We start from the raw sequence: 21,932 nt of genomic DNA, 5'->3' as shown, positions 1-21,932 counted from the left end.
AACAATATTTAGGCAAAAAGAAGATGTATTAACCCAGAATTTCCTACTTCGACCATAATTGTTGTTGGACTTTGCCGACATCGGTGTATCGGACCGTTTTCATTTTCATAGCGACACGGCGATTGCGCTGCTGTTCAAATAATCCTAAGACGCTACCAAAAAGCAAGTCTATGCGAGTCATCATCCAGCGAGTAAAATCATCTCAAGTCGAAATAGAAGGTCAAATTGTCGGCAAAATTGGCCGCGGACTTAACTTGCTTGTAGGTATTGCAGACACCGACACCGAAGCAGAACTCGATTGGATGGCTCGCAAATGCCTAGAATTGCGTTTGTTTCCCGACTCTGCCACGGATACCGGGCGCTGGGACAAGTCCGTACAAGACATAGGTGGCGAGTTGCTGGTTGTCAGTCAGTTTACGCTCTACGGCGACTGTCGCAAAGGTCGGCGACCTTCCTTCGATCGAGCAGCAGCTCCTGAACGAGCCGAAATTCTTTATGAGAATTTTGTCGAAAAGTTGCGCCAGAGCGGCTTAAAAGTTGAAACAGGCTTGTTTGGAGCGATGATGCAAGTCTCGATCGAAAATGACGGGCCGGTGACTTTGGTATTAGAGAGAGAATCGGGGTGAGTTGGTTGACAGGCCTCTCTGTTCACCGGACCGCACCCTACTTTTTTTATCTTCCTACCCTTCGGGAACGGCTTCGCCGAACGTGTCCTTTGCGTCTTCGCGGTTCGTTCAAAAAAAGCCGTTGCCGTTACTAAGAGCAAATTTGCAGATTAACCGGGTTTCCTAACTGCTGTTGCGTAGGTTCAGAAGACATGGGTTTTCCCTACATTTTCTCCCATCCCGATTCCAGAACTTCAAACTCTTAAAAAACCAGTTTGTAAATCGTCCACTCAGCGGCCCCAGAACACCGTCAATCTTTTTCGCGATCGCCCCACACGAATAACAGCTCAGAATGCTTGTACAGTAAGGCTTTAACGGCAATAAAACCAATCTTCCACAGTCAGCGCTTAGAATCAGATTCAGCAGCCAAAAACTGTTGGATGAGAGAGTGGAACACTGGCATCACTGCGGTTATCTCTACTTCCGTAACATTCAATGTATAGAGAGTTGAATCAGCACAGCAAGCGAAACCGCCAGCTACTGCCGCCTCACTCTCTAACAAATGTCCTCGCACACCCGCTGTGCCCTACCACCCGATAAACGCCATGACTGTCAAAGCTGCCACCAACACCGTCAACTGCAACACCGCTTCTGACCTCAACTGCATTCCGGAACCAACCGCTGAAATCAATACTGTTCCCAGCATCGATATCCTCGCTTTGGCTAACTTCGCCCTCAAAGAATTGCAAGCCGAAATGAAAACTGCCAGCCGCAGCGCTCAAACAGTGGCGATGCGGATTGCTAAGGAAGTTGAACGGATTTGCCAAAAAAGCGATCGCATCCAAATTTCCGGTGAAGTTGAAGCTTGGCAAATCACCTTGGCCGAGCACCGGTTGCAAAAAATCCTGCAATACTACCGCCTCGGTTCCAAACAAGGCCGCGTCGAACTGCACTCTCACCTCGCGGCGATGATTTACCGCCATGTTGCTTCTTTCCGATCGAACTTGAACTTCCAAGCACGCTACAACATGATTGAAGACTTTTTGCAAGGCTTTTACATCGAATCTCTGCGAGCTTTCCGCCGCGAACACCAACTCGATGTCACCTACCAGCCCCGCACCCAGCTAGAATTGGCTGAGTACATGGCTTTCACCGAACACTACGCCAAGCGCCAAATCGGTTTGCCCGGCCGCAACCGCCAACGCCTGATCGTGTTGCGCGCTCAAGGATTTGCCAAGGGCCAGCCTCCGGAAACTGCGATCGACATTGAAATGGCTGTAGAATCCGGTAAGGGAGAAGAAGCGGAAATGTACAGCCGCTCTCCGGCGCTGCAACAAGTGCGCGAGCAAATGGTATCGGAAACTGTCGATCCGGCTGATGCTGTGCTGCGCGATCGAGTAGTCTCGGAATTGATCGCCTATCTGGAATCGCAAAATCAGCCAGAATGCGTGAATTACTTAACTTTAAAATTGCAAGACCTTTCGGCTTCGGAAATTGACCGCGTGCTCGGTTTGTCTTCCCGCCAGCGCGACTACTTGCAACAACGTTTCAAGTACCACGTCGAAAAATTTGCCCGCACTCAAAATTGGAAACTCGTCCACGAATGGCTGGGTGCTGATGTCGATCAAAAGCTGGGAATGACTTCGGACAAATGGGAAGCATTTCGCGCTCAACTGTCGCCTGAAATGCAGCAACTGTTACAAATGAAGCGGAATCAAGAAAGCGACAAGGCGATCGCCACCGCCCTCAAATGCACTCCCAAACAAGTCCAAAAACGCTGGGCGCAACTGTTGGAGCTGGCTAGCCAGACTCGCAACAGCAACCAAGCTTAATTGGTGCTCCAATATGAATGCAACTGTTTTCTTGAGACTGGAAAATGCGATCGGGTGCGGCACCTGCACAGGAATGCCCGCCCCGGCGTCCGCTCTCAAATCAACAAGGGCTGCTACTAAATTATCGCCGCTTTTTGGCATATTCAATTTATTAAAACAACATTACTTTTTTTAATATCTTTCGTTCCCTGGTTAGGCTGGGGAATTTGTTTTTATTAGTCATTATTACTTTTTTTAATATCTTTCGTTCTCTGGCTAGGCCGGGGAATTTGTTTTTATTAGTTATTAGTCATTAGTTCTCAGTTATGGGAAATTGCTTGCTGAAGAGGCGGCATTGCATATATTCATAATGATATTTAGGGCTTGCGGTCGAACGGCATAACACCGGAGTCCAGACATTATCTGGCGCGGGTTACATGGCAAGACCTTATGTTATTATTCCAACAAGTTTAAAGAGATGTTGCAACTTTCTATTCGTTTGTTGCTTTTTTAGCTAAAACACAAAAAGCCCATTTTTTTTTTGTTTTTCCTTGAGAATTATTAGTATATGTAATGCCCACACAACTCTAGTTTTAAAGTAATAAATTGGTCTATAAAATGTTTTATCTCCGTTAATTTAGCGTATTAAAAGATAACTGGTAATTTTATTTTTAGATAAAAATGTTAAAAACAGCTTGTGAAAATTGAGGGTGCGGAAGGTAGATAAAAAATGACAATTTATCTATCCCAAGACAGAAAAAAATTAAAATAAATATACTCATCGTACTATTTTGTTTCATTTAATCCTCCATAAGAAGGAAGCATCAAATTTGAGTTCTCTATAAAATGGGGGCATAAGTTGATGTAGATAGAAAGGGAAGGATTCCTATGTTACTTTACAAAATTGAAGATTTTAATCCCAACTACCGCGAAGCTGCTTTTAATGGCGAAGATATCAAAGGTCTGGATATCTATTCTGGAAATACAGATGAGAAGATTGGCTCCATCGATACCGCGCTAGTTGATGAGACAGGACGTTTCCGATATTTTGTTGTTGACACGGGTTTCTGGATCTTTGGCAAAAAGGTATTAGTTCCAGTTGCTCTTTGTCGAGTGGATGTTGATGCAGAGCGCATCTACGCGACGGGTTTGAGCAGTAAAGACCAAGCAGAAAGACTACCCAGGTATGAGGATGGGATGGTGGTTGATTACGATTATGAAGAACAGGTGCGGGGTGTTTATCGTACTCTACCTGTAGAAGCGTCTGCACCTGTAGAAGCATCATTGCCTTTAGAGGCATCTGCACCAGTTTCTATGCCGCGTTCTGTCTCTAACCAAGCTATGGTGGCTGGTTATGACCGCAACACCTACACTTACGAACAAGAGCCTCAATTGTATCAGATGAACGAGCGCGAGCATCACAAATTCCGACTCTACGAAGAACGACTGGTTGCAGAGAAAAGCCGTCACAAAGCTGGGGAGGTAGCAATTGGCAAGCGAGTAGAAACCCAAACGGCACGAGTTTCAATTCCCACAGAAAAAGAGCGAGTTGTAATTGAGAGTATAACTCCAGGAAATGCAGGTGCGCCAGTAACTCGGGATACTCCCTTCCAGCAGGAAAAGGTGATGCGTATGGAAGTTTACGAAGAGACTGCCGATCTCAAAAAAGAAACTTTTGTGCGCGAAGAAGTTAACATCAGGAAAGAAGTTGAAACGGAGATTGTTGAGGCAAGGGAAACACTGCGTCGTGAAGAGTTGGACGTGAAGACGGAAGGGCGTTAGAGTGCGAATGAATTGAACAAGGGTTTGTATTTGCGCTGTCTTCCACCAAATATGCGTTGAAGCGCAAATACGAACCTACAAAATTACTACACTTACAAAAAAAGAGGATCATTAGAATGTCTAATTGCTGGCGTTTGCCGCTAATTAAGTCCAGCATTTTTAGCTTTGTCGTTTAGCATCTATGCGACCAGTTTTTTAGTAAAATCTGAGCCAGTTGCAGCTCAACAAGCTCAGCAGACATTTGATATCGTTCTTGCCTTCAAAGATGCTGGCATCGGCTTGCGCGATCGTGATGTGCGAATGCTGATGCCGCGCCATCCCGATAAGTGGCGAACCCCATTGGATTTGGGAGATAGCGATCGCACTCAGGATTCTGACAATCCTAGTCGGTAAGTCATATCGATTCCAGTTGCACCGTCGGTGATAGTTGACTGTTGACTATGAGTCAAAAAACTGAAAATAGCGCCCTATATTTGTTGGCAGCTTGATTCGAGTTGACGCCCGACGATGAAGCGCGGATTTGATATCATTCCGGCAGCGCCGGAATGATATCAGTAGCATCATCATAATTACGACTCAACTTTTTGTCAGCGCTGGCACTACTTTTTCGCCAAACACCTCAATAAACTGCTCTTGTTCTCGGTTAACGTTGTGCAAAATTAGTTCATCAAACCCCAATTCAATATCTTTTTGCAACCACTCAATATGCTGCTCTTGGTCTGCCGAGATGCGGACGTGTTGATATAACTCCTCTGGTTGCACAAACTCCCCGGTGGCATCAAATTGATCGGGCGTTATCAGTTCTGTCAACATTTTGCTTTTGAAGATGTTACTGCGCCATTGATCGTGAGCGCCTTGTAGTGCTTTCTCTGCATTACTGTGATAGGAAAGCTGCACTTTCAAAATCATTGGTTTCCCTTCTCCGCCACCGCGACGAAACGCATCGACGACTTTTTTTAACTTTTCAGGTGGGCGAGAAGTCGTAATTAATCCATCAGCCCAACTGCCCACCCATTCTGCGGTTTCTGGAGTAACTGCCGCGCCGATAATTAATGGGAGAATTTCCGGGCGGGTATAGAGTTTTGCATCTTCTACGCACACTAAACCCCGATGGGTGACGGTTTCTCCTGCCCAAAGGGCGCGGATAATATCGACACATTCTTTGAGGCGTGTATTGCGATCGCTCTTAGTAGGCCACTTATCCCCAGTAATATGTTCGTTCAACGCTTGACCGCTGCCAACCGTGAGCCAAAAACGATTTGGAAACATTTCTGCTAAAGTTGCCGCAGCTTGGGCAATAATAGCCGGATGATACCGCTGTCCGGGAGCGCAAACAACTCGATAGGAAAGCCTCGGCGTTGCTTGCATTGCTGCACCCAACCAAGACCAAGCAAAACCGCTTTGTCCTTGCGCTTCACTCCAAGGATGAAAGTGATCGGAAGAAAGGGCATGGGTAAAGCCAGCTTGTTCTGCCATTTGGACATATTTCAGCAGTTCGCTGGGCTTAAACTGTTCGTGGGAAGCGTGATAACCAATTTGTGCCATAAGTTTTTAGGAGTTTTGAGTTGACTAGGGGCGGTACATCCTTACCCGCCCTGAGTTTTGAGTTAAAATATCCAGACTTAAAAGCAGGTGATTGAATCAGGACGCCTAGTAAAAGTTTTGAGTTTTGAGTTAGATAAGTTTTTAATTAACCCAAAATAATCTTGGACTCAAAATTCCTAACTTTCTGTATAACGGTTAAGCTTATGAGCGTAAAATTCGCCTATAGCGAGCTTCAATTACCGAGTAGATGCCATAGGCAATTAAACCCAAAGGTACTAGAGCCAAAATCACTGGACTAAAAGGCTGTTGTGCCACAATTGCCAACACCTCGCCCAATCCCTTCGTTTGACTGGCATCCGAGAGCCTTGCTGCTTGAATGAAGAAAAAACCGATTATAACGAAAACAACTCCACGGGCAGCAATTCCAAATCGACCCAACCGTGTCGCCCACTTTTGCTCGGTTGGACTCATTTCATCTAGCTTGAAATGGCGGCGAAATTTGGCTTTATATGCTTCGTAGAAATAAGAAAAGCCTACACCAATAACAATTGATCCTGCCAATCCTACCAGCCATTGTCCAAAGGGTTGCGCTAAAATTTGGGCTGTCAAATCTTGGGTTGTATTGCTATTACTACGACCCGAACCCATTATCAGTTTTACAGCCGTTAAAGCCAAACCTGCGTAACCTAAAGCACTTAAGGCGTAGCCAATGCGTTGGGCAATTCGCTTGGCATCCATTTTCTCTCCTTGGTGTTCTGGGTCGAGAATTGTCTGAACGATACGCCAAAGGGCATAACCAATAATGCCAATCGTTACCAGAAATAGTAGAAATTTACCGAACGGTTGGTTAACAATTTCTGATAATGCACCGCTAGTATCGGTTGTCCTGCCACCCATACTAAAGGCTGCTTGTGCTGCTAGAAAACCGACAATAAAGTAAACTAAGCCTTTGGAAGCATATCCCAATCTTGCCAGTCGCTCAAACCAGGGATGAGAAGCTGTCTGTCCAATTGAGTCTTTAATGCTGTCGGTGGGTGAGTTGTGCCGTTTCATATTTTTTATACTTTAGTTGTTAACGACTGCTGGCCTAGGTATATAGTGAATTCCTTTCCTGTTAACTTTAAACAAATAATTTGTATTATTATTTATTAATTCAATAATTACCTTGTTTAGAGATTTTTTTCATCTGTCTTGAGCGGGAGATTCAGAGGTTGATTGATTGATAAATCTCATATTGATTAGCCTTGACAAATCTAGCTTTATGGGATATGATATAGCTTCGCTGATGCAGCAGTCTGCCAGCAGTATGGTATATCCTTGGTTGAAAATTATTTAACCAAATTTTTGATAATAATTAGAATTGGTGCCGCTAAAAATAATCATACAAAACCCAATAATAATCTGAATAGTGTCTAGAGTTTCAGGGGTAATTGGGAAGCAAATATACCTGCTTTTTTATAAGGATAGGGCTGACAAAATTTCCTGCTGCAATTTGTTGGATTAGGAAATATAGCAGCAACAACACCTCCCCTGCTTTACAAGGCGAATCTAATAAAGGCAGCCGTGCTGAGCGTCCGCATCTCCCCTGCTTTACAAGGCGAATCTAATAAAGGCAGCCGTGCTGAGCGTCCGCTTAAAACTTCGCCAATAGACGAAATGAAAGCGAATATAAATACCACAATTTCGTTAACAAAAAGCAGTGGCACTTGCCAAGCAAACAAATCAATAATGCTCGTAATATTATAGCAAGCCTAAATTATTTGTGAATTTCTTACTCACTCCCCTTACTAAGAGGATCGTTGGGGTGGTTAAAAGATTTATGACTTCTGCAAAGATTGCTATAGCACTAAAACTCATGCTTTATGCAATGCCTGCCAACCAACCCATTAAACCCTCTTCGCATTTTGAGATAATTTCATCGGATCGCTGACGGTAAAAAGCGATAAAAAGTTTGATATTTGCGTGGCGGTATGGCATAGAATTTACCACCACTATGGTCAAAAATATAACTAATAAGCTATGGATAATCAGGCTTAGATAGTAGGAATACAACAGATAAATAGGCGAATTGGTTCACCTAAAAATAGTTTAAATTTGTTGGGTTAAATGGTCAATACTGGGAAGGGAGTCAAAAATTTGTCCGGGTAATCTTGCTTGCAACCAATAGCTCCCAACTTGCATATGAATAGTTGGGAATCTGCAATAACTGCCCTAACTAGCTTATGGACGTTGTAAGAATGGATGCGCCCCAGTGCCGGAGTTGGGAATCAAGCATCTATGGCCAATAGTCCGATCGCTCGCACTTAACTTAAAGCATTATCATAAATTTTTCCTCAATCATCTTCCATCAGATGGATATTTTCTTATAACATCAGACAGATGCCAAGGTTGGGCTAGTTAGATTAAATAGAGAATAGAAGCAAAATTTTGAGATGGTGAACAAAGACAATAGACGTTTTGTCTAAGGCGATTTTTAAGACTGTAAATTCCCATTGTCGCAAGAAGTTGATGGTTCAGAACCCGGAGGATTTGAGGAAAATCAAATCAACCACAACGGCAGTGCCGGTGTTGAGTTCAACCTTTTATTTACCGGAAATTGCCGAATTCGGTTCTCAAAGATCCGGCATCCTGTCCTGCCCTTAACTGACTTTTCAGGAAAACTCTAATAGCTAACCACAAGGCGATCGCTTGCGACAGGAAGACAAGCAGAACCTATTTCTTACGTCGTTTGCTTTCATGATCAATTCAGCAATAAGGTGTATATAATGAATCAACTGAATCAACCAGAACCCTTGTCGCAACCGCTGACGCAAACTGAATTCGTCGCAACTTTTCGCTTGTTTAGTAGATTTAGCTTCTGGATACAGTTATTCTTGGGTGCTATTTCCGGCATTGTTTTAGTATTTGCTATGTTGGGTCGCAACATGAGCGAGCAAACCAATAATAATGCAGGTATTGGATTCGGCATATTTTTAGCGGTAGTTGGTCTGTTATTGCTGTGCTTTAGAATTTTTTGGGATTTTCGCTATAGGCTTTTAGGGCGACTTTTGCACGCCGAAAATTCCCAGGTATATCCCAGCAAAGAACATATTACTCACACCTTACGGATTGGATTAGTTTCTAGTTTGGTGGGGGTATTAATCGCGTTTGTTGCTTCTGAAGAAACAGTTGCTGTAGTCCTAGCAAAAACTCTTAGTCAGCCCCAAGCGATGGCAGCTTATGCGCCAGAAAATGTGATTCGTTCCCTAGATATTTTTGTGACGATGGCCAACGTCAATCTGATTGGCGCTCACTTTTTTGGAGCTGTTACTTCTCTTGGGTTACTCAATTGGGTAGAAGAGTAGTTGGCAAAATTAGCGATCGCTAAAGGCAAACACAACTCCTATGCCGTCAGGACTTACGAGCGCTGACCGATTTAACTAAGGTTTATGCTGGTGTACTGTCTTGGCGAAAGAGAGCGAAGACAGTGCAGCTACAAACTAAACAAGTTGGCTATTTGGATGAACATCTAATCGGAAATTGGTTGGTAGCGATCGCTCCTGCTAATGGTGGTCAGCCCGATCGACCATTTTGTAATTAAAAAAACCTAACTTATTTATTATATTGATAATTATTTCATCTATTATATCTATTATATTGATATATTTTTAATTGGGACAAACAGAACTGATGCTCATATTCCGAAGAATGAGCTATACCCGTGGCATTCAGATTCCTAAACGATCTAGTGACCGGGTGTGTGAACAAAACAATGTTACACAGTTTCTATATTAAGAAATTTACTGCAATGAAAGACCTCTGGTATAAAAACGCAATTGTCTACTCCCTCGATGTTGAAACCTTCATGGACTCTGACGGCGATGGTGTCGGCGACTTTCAGGGACTTATCAACCGCCTAGACTATTTATCCGCGCTAGGAATTACTTGTTTGTGGTTGCTGCCGTTTTATCCTTCCCCTAACCGGGACAATGGTTACGACGTGATGGATTACTACAACATCGATCCGCGACTGGGAACCCTGGGAGATTTTGTCGAATTCATGCACCAAGCAAGGGAACGAGGAATTCGCGTGCTGATCGATCTGGTAGTAAATCATACGTCCAATCAGCATCCTTGGTTTGTTGCAGCCAAAAGCGATAAAAACTCCAAGTATCGCAATTACTACGTGTGGTCAGAAAATCCACCCCAAACTGCTCCTGAAATGCTGGTGTTTCCCGATGCCGAGGACAGTATTTGGGAGTACGACGAACAAGCAAACGCTTACTATTTGCATCACTTTTATAAAGAACAGCCTGATTTGAATATTGCCAATCCGGCGGTACGAGAAGAAATCTGCAAAATTATGGGTTTTTGGCTAGAACTGGGTGTGTCTGGATTTCGCATTGATGCTGTTCCCTTTTTAATTAAAGGAATTGGCATCGAAGGTGCAGACCCCGAAAGCCTGCGAGGTTTCTTGGAAGAAATGAGAGAGTTTGTGTCATCGCGTCAGGGTGATGCAGTGTTGCTGGCAGAAGCAAATGTCGATCGCGAGCAAATTCCTATCTACTTTGATAAGGGCGACAGAATGCACATCCTGTTCAACTTTTTGCTGAACCAGCATCTGTTTTTGGCCCTGGCGCGTCAAGAATCCACAGCATTGCGCGATGGACTAAAAACCTTACCGGATATTCCTGCTATTTGTCAGTGGCTTAATTTTGTGCGCCACCATGATGAACTGACGCTAGACCGCATTACTTCATCAGAACGAGAGGAAATTTTTGCAGCGTTTGCCCCTGAGAAAACTATGCAAATTTTCGGACGCGGGATTCGTCGTCGCTTACCACCGATGATGAAAGGCGATCGCCGCCGGATTGAACTGGTTTACAGCTTGCTTTTCACTCTTCCTGGTACACCCATGCTGCGCTATGGCGAAGAAATTGGCATGGGCGATGATCTTTCGCTGGAAGGTCGAGGCAGCGTCCGCACGGTGATGCAATGGTCAGATGCAGCGAATGGTGGTTTCTCGACGGCTGCAACTGATGCCCTTGCCAGACCTGCGATCGCCCACGGAGAATACGGTTACAAACAAGTCAATGTCGTCGCAGCGCAGCGCGATCCTGCCTCATTAATTAACTGGATGGAACGTGCAATCAGCATCCGCAAGCAATGTCCTGAGTGGGGTAGGGGCAAGTGGCACATTCTCGAAACCGACTCTCCCTCGGTGTTAGCCCACTGCTGCGACTGGCAAGGCAGGACGGTGATTGCTGTGCACAATTTAGCCGACAAACCTTGTACCGCTACGCTGAAATCTCACGAATACACCCCTCTGTTCGATTTATTTGGCGATCGCCTGTATGAACCTCTCGGTGCCGACTCGCCCTCTATTCCCTTAGAAGCCTACGGCTATCGCTGGTTTCGAGTCAATCGAACCCTGGGGTAAAAAAGTTAATGTTGATGAGAACACTAGCGACTCTAACGATTAGGAATGTACTTCGCAGATTAGGTAAACAACGCGGTTTCTGGCCCCCATCCGTAAGTCCTATATATAATTTTTAGGCGGGGATAAAAAATTTTTTCCTTTGAGGTGCGGCTGATGTTTCCAGTGTGGTTGCAGGCAGGATTTTGGGGTTTAGTGGGGGGTTCGGCCTTGCTACTGGGAGCGGCGGTGGGTTACTTTGTCAGAATTCCCCAGCGCGCGATCGCGACAATTATGGCTTTTGGCGCCGGTGTGCTGATTTCAGCGCTATCTTTTGAACTGATGGATGAAGCTTACAAGCGCGGCGGTTTCGACTCGACGGCGATCGGCTTTTTGGGGGGCGCTGGTGTCTACACAACCGCCAATTGGTTTTTGAGTCAACACGGAGCAAAACACCGCAAGCGATCGGGCACTTTGCACCCAGCTAAAAAAGAGTCAGGCGATGGCGGATTAGCCATCGCCCTCGGCGCGCTGCTAGACGGGATACCGGAGTCGATCGTCGTTGGTGTCAGCATGATTTCTGGAGGCGCTGTCAGTTGGGTGACAGTAGCGGCAATTTTCCTCTCTAACATTCCCGAAGGGCTCTCTAGCGCCGCCGGCATGAAAAAAGCAGGGAGATCGATCGGTTACATTTTTGGAGTTTGGGGCGCGATCGCAGTTATTTCCGGTATCGCATCATTGTTAGGATATACGGTTTTCAGCGGCTTTTCTGCGGAAGTAATAGCCGCTACTACCGCCGTAGCAGCAGGGGGTATTTTAGCCATGATCTCAGATACTATGATTCCCGAAGCATTCGAGGAAACTCACGATTTTGCTGGGCTAATTACTGTCTGCGGGTTTTTAGCTGCTTTTGTACTCAGTAAGTTAGCAGAAAGATAATTGATAATTAGCGGTCGCTCATCACTAATGTAGAATTGCTCATTACTGAGAGTTATAGTGTTTTTGATATAGACACAGATGAATTCGGTATTTTGCCAAGCTGTATCGAACCACAAAAAAGCTTATAATTCACATTAAAGGTCGCAGTCGGTCAAGAGGTGTTGGAAAATTTATGTGCGTCAACTTAGGGCAGATCCTGCACGAAAGCTACAAAATTATCGCTTTGTTGGGACAGGGAGGGTTTGCTAAAACCTATACGGCTGCACAAATAAACCAACCAAATCATCTTCTGTGCGTTGTTAAGGAAATTCCTTTTCCCTCATCGAACGATCGCCACGTCTTGGAGATGGCAAGAAAGCGATTTGAAAGGGAAGCTAGCGCTTTGCGCCGTCTAGGGAAGAACTCGCGCATTCCCGAATTATTCGATCGCTTTGAAGAAAACAACCATTTTTATTTAGTTCAAGAATACGTTCAAGGACATCCGATCAGTCAAGAACTCGCTGCGGGCGATCGGGGGAATGAGAAAAAAACCGTTGCTTTGTTGCGGGAAGTTCTAGAAATATTAAAATGTGTCCACCAAGAAAATATAATTCACCGCGATATTACACCTGCTAACTTAATGCGGCGGGAAACAGATAAAAAAATTGTTCTAATTGATTTTGGGGCGGTCAAAGAAATCAGCACTTTTACCTCAAACTCTACAGGTGAAATATTCACATCGCAGGCGATCGGCACCAGCGGTTATATGCCGGCAGAACAATACAATCCGCGCTCTCTCCCGCAACCCTACAACGACATTTACGCTCTCGGAATCATCGCTATCCAAGCTCTCACCGGGCAACGTCCCACCAATCTGCCGCAAGACCCCGAAACTGGGGAAATTGTCTGGGATTACTCGACGCCCGATCGTCCTGCGGTACAAGTTAGCGACAAGCTCAAAAATATTTTAACCAAGATGGTGCGTTTCCACTTTCAAGACCGCTACCAATCTGTGGATGAAGTTTTGCAAGACTTGGATTTGTCGATCGTCGCAGGGCCCGATTTACCCAAAACTTCGCGGAAGTTGCAATCGCGCTGGCGTTGGCTGCTGTTCGGCGTTGCCGGAATTGTGGCTTTTGGGGCGATCGTATTTTTAATCCCCAGAATTTCCCCGCAACCAACGTTGCCTACACCCTCCGCCGATGGTGTAAGTTCCGGCGAAAAACTCTTAGTGCAAACCTCCGCCCTGTGGTCAAAACAAAGGGGAATCAATGAGTTTGCAGACTCAAATTATCCCGAAGCTTTAAAATTGCTCAAACAGTCCTGGCGGGAAGACCGCAGAGATCCAGAAACTTTAATTTACATCAACAATGCTTTGCTGAAGGCAATAAATGCAGAATATTACACGATCGCAATTGTTGTTCCTATCCGCCGCAATCAGTACGGCAGCATTCTCAACGCAAATTTAGCCGAAGAACTGCTGCGCGGCATTGCTCAAGCTCAAACCGAAGTTAATTTAGGTCTTCTGGCTGCAAATGAGAACAATAAAGATTTTCCCGGTCAAGGCTTTCTTGAACCAAAAGCTATTAGGAAAAAAGGCATCAAAGTCATCATTGCTGATGATGGCAATATCAAATCCTATGCCGTTCAAAGGGCTAATTATCTGGTCGCTCAGCCCGATATTTTAGCAGTTATCGGACACTACACCAGCGACATGACTGTGGAAACAGTAGATATTTACAATCAAAATCAACTAATCGCCATTTCTCCGGGAAGCACAACAGAAGAACTGACGCGAAAACCTCGAAAATTTTTCTTTCGGACGGCTCCGACAACTAGCATAGAAGCTGAATCTTTAGTAAATCAACTGCTCTTGATAGGTGAGAAAAAAGTCGCAGTATTTTACAATCCCAACAGTCCGTTTAGCGCTTCTTTGTGGGAAGAATTCAAAAAGCAATTTGAAGCAAAAGGAGGCTCGACTTTTAGGCTAAGTAATTATTACGACTTATCTAAAAATAATTTTAACGCCGAAGCAGCCATCCAAAAAGTTGAGAAAGCCGGAAAAACAGCCTTACTTGTCATTCCCGACGGTCAAGTCACTGATTCCCTGGAAAATGCGATCGAAATGATAAAAGCTAACGGAGATCGCAATTGGATTGTCGGGCCCTGGACTCTGTACGAGCCGAGAACGTTAGAAGTAGCAAAAGAGCTAAAGTCTATTGAAAAACTGGGAATATCCCTGTTTTGGCATCCGCTAGTAAGCTTTGACAAAAAATTTCCTGTAAACGCGGAAAAATTATGGGGAGGCCCGGTGAATACTCGCTCTGCCTTAACCTACGACGCCGCCCGGACGCTGATTAAAGCCCTAGAAATGCAGGGGCAACCCACTCGCGAAGGAATGCAAAAAACCTTAGCAGATCCAAACTTTAAAGCCGAGGGAGCCACGGGTATAATTGAGTTTGACTCAAAGACTGGAAATCGGAAAAATCCTCCCAAACGAGTAGCGCATATTGTACCCTGTTCTACAACAACATATGGCCTTACCTTTGTGCCGATCGAATTTCCCACCGCCGCAGCCGCAGGTTTAAAGTGCGATTGAATTGATATGTTGTGGCATTGTCAACAAACCTTTTAAGGGCAGGCAGGATGCCCAGCCCGCAAGAAAAATTACTCTTTGTCGAACAGGCCGAAAAGCGTTGTTAAGCATCATGCAATATGTGGGAGTAATTGATATCTTGTGGGATTGTCAACAAACGGTCCGGGACGAGTTTTACCAAAAATAATTGCCTAAAACCAAAAATCTCATAAACCCGCCCCCACCCGACGATAAAATCCTGGATAGAGAATTGTGCAAGATGTGCGAGTGAATTGATATCGTGTGCCGAACGCAACAATCCGCCAGATCTTTCAATCTTACAGCCGACTATTGCCACAGGTGCAACATATCAATTTATTAGATATATTAAACAAGGTTAGTTTTTTCTATAATAACGCTTATGGCTGTCAATCTCGCTTCCCCAACAAGTTCTAGTCTCAAACCAGAAGCCCAAAATATCTCAGCACTCAAACAAGTCTTTCAGACAATTGATGCCGATAGCTGTCCGGGTTCCTATAATTTTCATATGCACACAGTCTACTCCGACGGGCGATTGCAGCCAGAGAAATTGATGGAACAAGCCATAGCCCGCGGCCTCAAAGGCTTAGCTATCACCGACCACCACAGCACCGAAGGCTACGTTAAAGCTCAAATTTGGCTGGACAATTGGAAATTAAACCATCCCGACAAAAATAGCGAAGCACCTAGTCTTTGGACAGGCGCTGAAATTAATGCCGAATTGCTCAACAATGAGGTACACATTCTCAGTTACGCCTTCGATCCGCAGCATCCCAGTCTCAAACCATACCTACGAGGTAAAAGCACTGAAGGCACTTATTGTTATTCAGCAGCCAGGGTAATTGAGGCTATTCATGAAGCCGGAGGTTTAGCAGTTCTCGCACATCCTTGCAGGTATCGATCGACTGCTGATAAACTAATCCCAGAAGCAGCCCGTTTCGGCATTGACGGTGTAGAAATTTACTATGCTTACGGTAATCCCAATCCTTGGAAACCCAGTCCCATACAAACTGCTTTAGTCAAAGATTTAGCAGAAACTTATGGTTTGCTGGGAACTTGTGGCACCGACTCTCACGGCCTGAGTCTTCTAGTCCGAATTTAGATAGTTCGGAAATAAGAAGTGCTTTATCCTGTCATTACCAGTCTAAGCGTTAGCGGATATATTTCTGATGAAAGCAATCACACTGAGCCGAAAACAAACAGTTTATCAGGTCATATTATGTCCGCTAAAATGACTACTATAAAATTGTTTGGTAGTGAGGACTTCAGTCCTCATAAAAATCTGTGAACTGAAGTTTTCACTACTTTCCTTATAACGGCTATTTGACGGGATGTGATATCATTTCGATCACAACGATGAGCTTTCGCCTTCCAAAATAAAGCAATTGCCAAACCAGGTAATATGGTTGCAACTCCGAGAGACATTGCGCCCTAAAAACCAGTCGCCCTTTTACCGTTCTGGGAACAACTGACAGGCCCGGTTAGTTGGCTGATTTGCCCAATCCAAGCGAGAATTCCCAAATCGATCCATCCAACCTTCCAAATAAGCCCGATTAGCCTTCTTTTCCTCTGGATCTGAGGTATTCATTGGATGAGGTGCTAAACCAAAAATAGTCGCCGTCGTCACGCAAAACATCGACTTTTGAAAACTCTGACAAATTTGCACCCGCACATCGTCTTCGCCGCGACAGCTAGTGCGATAAACTTCGTGCAAATACTCCGGCAAATAATGACGCATATCTTGCATCAATTGAGTTGGCGGAATCCCTGCACCTCCAATCGGTAAAGGGTCAGCAAACAAAGCCCCGTAGGCAAATTCTCTTTGTTCTTCCGGGATTTGATGAGCTTGAGCGTTGTAGGAAACTGTGCCAAAAAAAGCTGTTCCCCGAAAGAAAATTGATTCTACATAAGGCACTGCTACATCTGGTAAAAATGTCAAGTTAGCCGATGCGGGAATGATATCGTAGACTTGACCGCCAATCTTGACGCTGTAGGTAATTGGCAGACTCGCGGCGCTAACCAAACCTGCTAAGATAAAATCAACTACCTCAGCGATAGACTTAATTTTCCCGGCTTCGTAGGAATCAGATAAGTCGATAAACAAATCACTCATTACCCGCCAAAACTGACCGAGAGCAGTGTAGTAAGCCAGCATCCGCACTTGTTCCGGCAAAAAATCAGGAAATATTTTGTTGAGTCCCTGCATGAAAAAATTGCCTTTCAATTTAGCCGCGATCGCCTTTTCGACCAAACTGCTAAATTCCGGGGAATCCAAATAACTGTCCAAACCGCCGCCGCCGTGCCAAAGCATTGTTTTCATGCAATACTCAGCATACTCAAAATTAATGCGATCGTGCCATAAATAGCGCATTAATTTGGGCACAGTCACATCTCCGTTGAAATATTTAAAAAATGGGAAAAGCACTAAAAACTGTTCTTCTGCAATATAATTGAGATTGCGAGAATAGGCATCTAAAACAATACCATAACTTTTCAGAACGCCGACAACTTCAACTACATTTTCCGTAGACTCAGGCAGTAAAGCTTTGCCTGATTCTAAGAGGTCAATGTATGCGGCTAGGGGATGGGAAGAGGGTTTTAATACGGTACTTTTCATTTTTATTTAACCTTAATTGAAGGAAGGCACGACACGGATTTGAACACGGAGACACTGATGAATGGAAGAGGTAGGGACACGGCAGTGCCTTGTCCCTACAGCCGTCTGCTGTATTTCATGGGATTGAAAACTGCCATAGGACTAAAGTCCGATGCTACGAACCTATGGAATATTTTATTTCAAGTTTTGAGCAATGACTTTAACTTGGGGTGGCACATTAGCTACCATTCCGATCGCAGTTTTTTCGCTCAAAGCAACTAAAACTCCCGGCTGCACTCCCATGATGGCGATAATTATTGCTAAAACCAGCGAAGGGATGCGATCGCGCCAGCGGACTTGCGGCAAATTTACCACCACATCCGAAAGGCGGCCGAAAAAGGCGCGGTTGACCATAATTAAAAAGTAAACTGAAGTTAAACCAGTGCCGATCATGCAGAGCAAAGTTTGCACGGGAAACACTGGCAAACTGCCCCGAAATATCAAAAATTCAGCAATAAATCCAGCCAAACCCGGAATCCCCGCACTTGCCATCACGCCGAGGATCATTAAACTGCCAATCATCGGCAAACCGCGATCGGGATTGAATAAACCTTTGAGCACATCGATGTTGCGGGTGCCGGATTTTTTGTAAACAACGCCGACACTCAAAAATAGCAGCCCCGAAATTAAACCGTGGCTAACCATTTGCAAAACAGTTCCCAACATACTAATCGGAGTAGCTGCGGCGCTAGCTAACAAAATGTAGCCCATGTGAGCGATCGAACTGTAAGCTACAATTTTCTTCATATCTTTTTGGGCGATCGCGCAACTCGCCCCGTAAAGCACACTGACCACAGCCCAACTCGCCAACCAAGGTGCCGCCACCGCCCACGCATCGGGAAACAAACCCAAACCAAAGCGCAGCATCCCATAAGTTCCCAGCTTCAAAAGCACCCCCGCCAGCAGCACCGAAACCGGCGTCGAAGCTTCTACGTGAGCATCCGGCAGCCAAGTATGAAAAGGCACCAAAGGCATCTTAATACCAAAAGCCAGCAACACCCCTGCCAGCAAAACAATTTGCCTTACCAAAGGCAAGGGCAATCCTCCTTGCAAATGCGATGCGCCCGCTGCACCAACCATATCGAAACTCGAAGCACCGCTAAGCCAACCAGTGCCCAAGAAAGCAGCCAGCAGCACAATTCCCGCAAATGCAGTATAGATTAAAAACTTAGTAGCAGCATAACCCCGGCGCTCGCCTCCCCAAATCGCAATTAATAGGTAAAGCGGAATTAATTCTACCTCAAAAAACAGGAAAAATAGCAGCAAATTTTGAGATAAAAAAGCTCCTGTTACGCCGCCAGTAATTAACAGAATCAAAGAATAATAAAGTCGAGGTCTGCGGATCGACTCATCCGTAGCGTAAATAGCTATTCCTGTCAGCAGAGTATTTAAAATTACCAAAGGCAGAGCCAAACCATCAACACCGAGATTGTAATTCAATCCCAAAACATCTATCCAAGGAATGAATTCCGAAAACTGCAACTGACTGCTACTGGCATCAAACTGAACTGCCAAAATCACCGAGAGAATAAAAGTTATACCCGCAATGGCGATCGCGACATTCCGAACTATTTTAGAACTCACTGAACCGGGCCAGAGCCCAATCAGGGCAGCAGCCAACATTGGTATCCAGATTAAAGCACTAAGCATCAATTAAAACTTTCCTTTGTTACACAGTATTTAGAGCTATATTTAACATTAACGCAAAGCAACTACATATAAAAGCGATCGCCTGATTTTTTTTTTAACATAGCTTCAGATGTATTTGGAACCGTCCCATGACCTCAAGTCTTAAAGACCGGGAAGATTTACAAATTCGATCGGCTTATCCTTCCACCCGCCTAACAGTTGCCGACTTAGAACAACTACAAGGTATACTCTGCGAAGCAAATCTAGACTACCAATTAGAACTGGTAGAGGGGAAGATTATCATTATGGGCCCCTCAGACATTGTATCGAGCGAAATAGGAGCAGAGTTTGGCAGACTTTGGGGGAACTGGGTCAAACCTCGCAAACTCGGACGAGTATTTGAATCTAGCGGCGGGTTTATTCTCCCCAATTCCGATCTGAGAACTCCCGATGTTTCTTTTGTAATAGCCGATCGCCTCAAACAAAGTAAAAGGTATTTTGCCGAACTTGTTCCCGACTTAGTGGTAGAAATCAAATCTCAGTCGGATCGCCTCAAACCCCTCCGATAAAAAATTTTATCATTCATCGAACTCGGAGCCAAAGTAGGAATATTAATCGACCCAGACAAGCGCACAATAACAATTTATACTCCGACAGCCAAGCCAGTGGTATTGAGAGACGGCGACATGATTTCAATTCCCGAACTTTTGCCCGGTTGGGAAGTTCCAGTGACAGAATTGTGGCCGTTCGATTTTGAATAAAACTAGATAAAAAAGCAGACAAACCCAGACTAAAATCATCTGCGTTTATCTGCGTTCATCCGCCCTCATCAGGGGTTAAAAATTAAATAACATCAGACCAAAAGCAGACAAACTCCGAACAATCTGCCAACCTCTACAGTTTAAAACTGCCAAATAATCAACGCCAGCAACACAGCAACCCCCCCCGCAATAGTCAACACATAAAACTGCGACTGACCAGTGCCGGTGTACTTCAACCCTTCACCGCTGAAAATTGTGGCAAAACCGAACAAATTCACCGCCCCATCCACCACATACTTATCAGTCCAAGCGCTAATTTTAGAAATAAAAGCCACAACCCAAACGACAGTCAAGCGGTAAACTCGATCGATATAAAAATCGTAAGCAAACAAATCCTGCAACGCCGGCACCGGCAGCCGTACCGGTCGAGGTAATACCCCGTACCAATAAATCGCCACCCCAACCGCAACGCCAATCAACCCAGATAACAACAACAGCGGCGTATCCAGCGTCTTCAAAAGCAAATTTAAAGCATCAAAATCTCCCGTTTCCGCCCAAGGCCCAGTCCAACTAATTAATAGTTGCCACTCCTGCAACATCCAAGGCACTAATAGCCCCATTACCGTCAAAATTACCATCGGCAAAGCCATCGGCCAACCAACTTCTGGAGCTCTGCGAGTTTTCGGCTGCGGTTTTCCCACAAACACTAAACCGAATATGCGAGTTAAATTTAGCGCTGTCAAACCGTTAACTAAAAGCAGCACTATTACCAGCCACAAAGGCACAGTCCAAAAACCGTTGAGCCAGCGTCGCATCGCCCAAAAGTTGCCCAGAGGCAACAGCGCTACCATCCCCGCAGCGCCTACTAAATAAGCGGTAGTCGTGGCAGGCATCTTCGACCACAACCCACCCATTTCTGTTAAATCTTGAGTGTTAGTTGTGGTAATAATTGACCCGACGCTCATGAATAATAGACCTTTGGCGATCGAGTGGGCGAACAGCAACAGCAAAGCAATGTCAACTTGATTTAGCCCCACGGCGATAAACACCAAACCCAAAGAAGCGCTGGTAGAATGCGATAATGCTCTTTTGATGTCGATTTGGGCGATCGCCACCAAGGAAGCGCCAACAGCCGTTACCGCACCCAAAACCACGAGTACCGCATCTGCGACCGGGGAAAGCGCTAAAACAGGCTGAAGTTTAATCAAAACATAAGCCCCAGCGCCCACAACTACGGTATTCCTCATAATCGAAGCCGGGTTGGGCCCTTCCATCGCCTCGTCGAGCCACAAATGGAAGGGAAATTGAGCGCACTTGGCCGTAGGTGCGGAGATTAAAGCCAAACCTAAAAGAGTCGCCACTACGGGAGACAAAGTTGCTGTTTCAGCCCATGTTTCCAAATCGGAAAAATTCAAACTTCCGGCTAAAGTTGAAAGCGTCACTACTCCCATCAGCAGTGGCACGTCTCCTACACGCTTGGTTAAAAACGCATCTCTAGCCGCCGTTACTACCAGCGGTTGAGCGTACCAAAACCCGACTAGCAAGTAAGTTGAAAGCGTCAGCACTTCCAACAAAGCGTAAGTTATAAGCAGCGAGTCGCTAATGGCAATGCCGCTAATTGCCGCTTCAAAAAAACCCATCAGCCCAAAAAATCGAGCTAGCGCCCAGTCTTTTTCCATGTAGCCGAGAGCGTAAATTTGTGCTAGCAAACTCAGAAAACTAACTAACTCCATTGCTCCGACGCTGACGGTGGAGATTTCTATTGCAAAAGACAAATCTAAATCGGCTGCTTGCACCCAGTGCACGAGCAATTGTTGGGGGGGTTGATCCCAAGTCGCTGTAAAAATAACTGACCCGTGTATGAAAGCCAACACAGTCATCAGCAAATTGAAGTAAGCTGCCGGTCTCGGGCCTGTTCTGCGAACGGTTCCCGTAGACCACGGCAAAGTTAAAATTGCGCCTATCAAGCCATATAAAGGTACCCACCAACAGGCTTGGAGGAGAAATTGAGTCATTTAATTTATCCCTTAAACTTCAAATTACTGGCTGCCTTTATACAAAAACAGTCGCAGGCGATCGCGCGAGACCCTAAAACTTTGACTAAACCCGATCGTATAGTTGTGGCAAAATAATTTGCACTCCAGATTAACTATACATTAAAGCATCAAAACTGAGAATTCTCTCAATACAAAATTACTTGTTGAGTAGAAGAGGCA

The 21,932-nt window shown here is 45.0% G+C and carries 14 protein-coding genes and 1 pseudogene; 10 read left to right on the top strand and 5 right to left on the bottom strand.

Annotated elements, in window-relative coordinates; genetic code table 11:
* Positions 1-170 precede the first annotated feature (170 nt).
* The 4 genes from dtd to QUA23_RS10325 all read left to right on the top strand — a co-directional run bounded on the left by dtd (position 171) and on the right by QUA23_RS10325 (position 4,591).
* Positions 171-626 (top strand): D-aminoacyl-tRNA deacylase, encoded by a 456-nt coding sequence (gene dtd, locus QUA23_RS10340; protein WP_333074766.1) that lies wholly within the window; start codon positions 171-173, stop codon positions 624-626.
* A 584-nt stretch (positions 627-1,210) separates the two neighbouring features.
* The gene (locus QUA23_RS10335) at positions 1,211-2,437 is read left to right on the top strand and encodes a HetZ-related protein (RefSeq protein WP_333074768.1); all 1,227 of its coding nucleotides are present in this window, start codon (positions 1,211-1,213) and stop codon (positions 2,435-2,437) included.
* Between the two features lie 867 nt (positions 2,438-3,304).
* Positions 3,305-4,198, top strand: a complete 894-nt coding sequence (locus QUA23_RS10330; protein WP_333074770.1) for a DUF2382 domain-containing protein — start codon at positions 3,305-3,307, stop codon at positions 4,196-4,198.
* Between the two features lie 165 nt (positions 4,199-4,363).
* Entirely contained in the window at positions 4,364-4,591 is a 228-nt protein-coding gene (locus QUA23_RS10325) for a hypothetical protein (protein WP_333074771.1), read from the top strand.
* Between the two features lie 183 nt (positions 4,592-4,774).
* Here QUA23_RS10325 and QUA23_RS10320 read toward each other — a convergent pair whose 3' ends face one another.
* Complete coding sequence (locus QUA23_RS10320) at positions 4,775-5,743, bottom strand: TIGR03885 family FMN-dependent LLM class oxidoreductase (RefSeq protein ID WP_333074772.1); 969 nt, start codon at positions 5,741-5,743, stop codon at positions 4,775-4,777.
* Between the two features lie 201 nt (positions 5,744-5,944).
* On the bottom strand, positions 5,945-6,796 hold the full coding sequence (locus QUA23_RS10315) for a DUF1206 domain-containing protein (RefSeq protein ID WP_333074773.1): 852 nt from the start codon (positions 6,794-6,796) through the stop codon (positions 5,945-5,947).
* A gap of 1,712 nt (positions 6,797-8,508) precedes the next feature.
* On the opposite strand from QUA23_RS10315, the gene QUA23_RS10310 reads away from it, so the two are divergent.
* From QUA23_RS10310 to QUA23_RS10290, 5 genes are all read left to right on the top strand, one after another.
* Complete coding sequence (locus QUA23_RS10310) at positions 8,509-9,087, top strand: DUF3611 family protein (RefSeq protein WP_333074775.1); 579 nt, start codon at positions 8,509-8,511, stop codon at positions 9,085-9,087.
* A 443-nt stretch (positions 9,088-9,530) separates the two neighbouring features.
* Entirely contained in the window at positions 9,531-11,162 is a 1,632-nt protein-coding gene (locus tag QUA23_RS10305; protein WP_333074776.1) for an alpha-amylase family protein, read from the top strand.
* Positions 11,163-11,315: 153 nt separating this feature from the next.
* A complete protein-coding gene (locus tag QUA23_RS10300; RefSeq protein ID WP_333074777.1) occupies positions 11,316-12,077 on the top strand; it encodes a ZIP family zinc transporter in 762 nt (253 codons plus the stop codon).
* 172 nt (positions 12,078-12,249) lie between these two features.
* The gene (locus QUA23_RS10295) at positions 12,250-14,655 is read left to right on the top strand and encodes a bifunctional serine/threonine-protein kinase/ABC transporter substrate-binding protein (RefSeq protein WP_333074778.1); all 2,406 of its coding nucleotides are present in this window, start codon (positions 12,250-12,252) and stop codon (positions 14,653-14,655) included.
* Positions 14,656-15,052: 397 nt separating this feature from the next.
* Positions 15,053-15,772: a PHP domain-containing protein gene (locus tag QUA23_RS10290; protein ID WP_333074780.1), complete on the top strand. Its 720-nt coding sequence runs from the start codon at positions 15,053-15,055 to the stop codon at positions 15,770-15,772.
* 348 nt (positions 15,773-16,120) lie between these two features.
* Here the strand turns inward: QUA23_RS10290 and QUA23_RS10285 are convergent, their stop codons facing one another.
* Together QUA23_RS10285 and QUA23_RS10280 are read right to left on the bottom strand one after the other, a co-directional pair.
* A complete protein-coding gene (locus tag QUA23_RS10285) occupies positions 16,121-17,287 on the bottom strand; it encodes a CO2 hydration protein (protein ID WP_333074782.1) in 1,167 nt (388 codons plus the stop codon).
* Between the two features lie 174 nt (positions 17,288-17,461).
* A complete protein-coding gene (locus QUA23_RS10280; protein WP_333074784.1) occupies positions 17,462-18,976 on the bottom strand; it encodes an NADH-quinone oxidoreductase subunit M in 1,515 nt (504 codons plus the stop codon).
* 128 nt (positions 18,977-19,104) lie between these two features.
* On the opposite strand from QUA23_RS10280, the pseudogene QUA23_RS10275 reads away from it, so the two are divergent.
* Positions 19,105-19,716 (top strand): annotated as a pseudogene (locus QUA23_RS10275) (Uma2 family endonuclease).
* A 140-nt stretch (positions 19,717-19,856) separates the two neighbouring features.
* Here QUA23_RS10275 and QUA23_RS10270 read toward each other — a convergent pair.
* Positions 19,857-21,731, bottom strand: a complete 1,875-nt coding sequence (locus tag QUA23_RS10270) for an NAD(P)H-quinone oxidoreductase subunit F (protein ID WP_333074786.1) — start codon at positions 21,729-21,731, stop codon at positions 19,857-19,859.
* Between the last annotated feature and the right edge of the window lie 201 nt (positions 21,732-21,932).

This window comes from Microcoleus sp. Pol1C5, assembly GCF_036701115.1.
Lineage (GTDB): Bacteria > Cyanobacteriota > Cyanobacteriia > Cyanobacteriales > Microcoleaceae > Microcoleus.
This window is presented reverse-complemented; position numbering and strand designations above follow the sequence as displayed.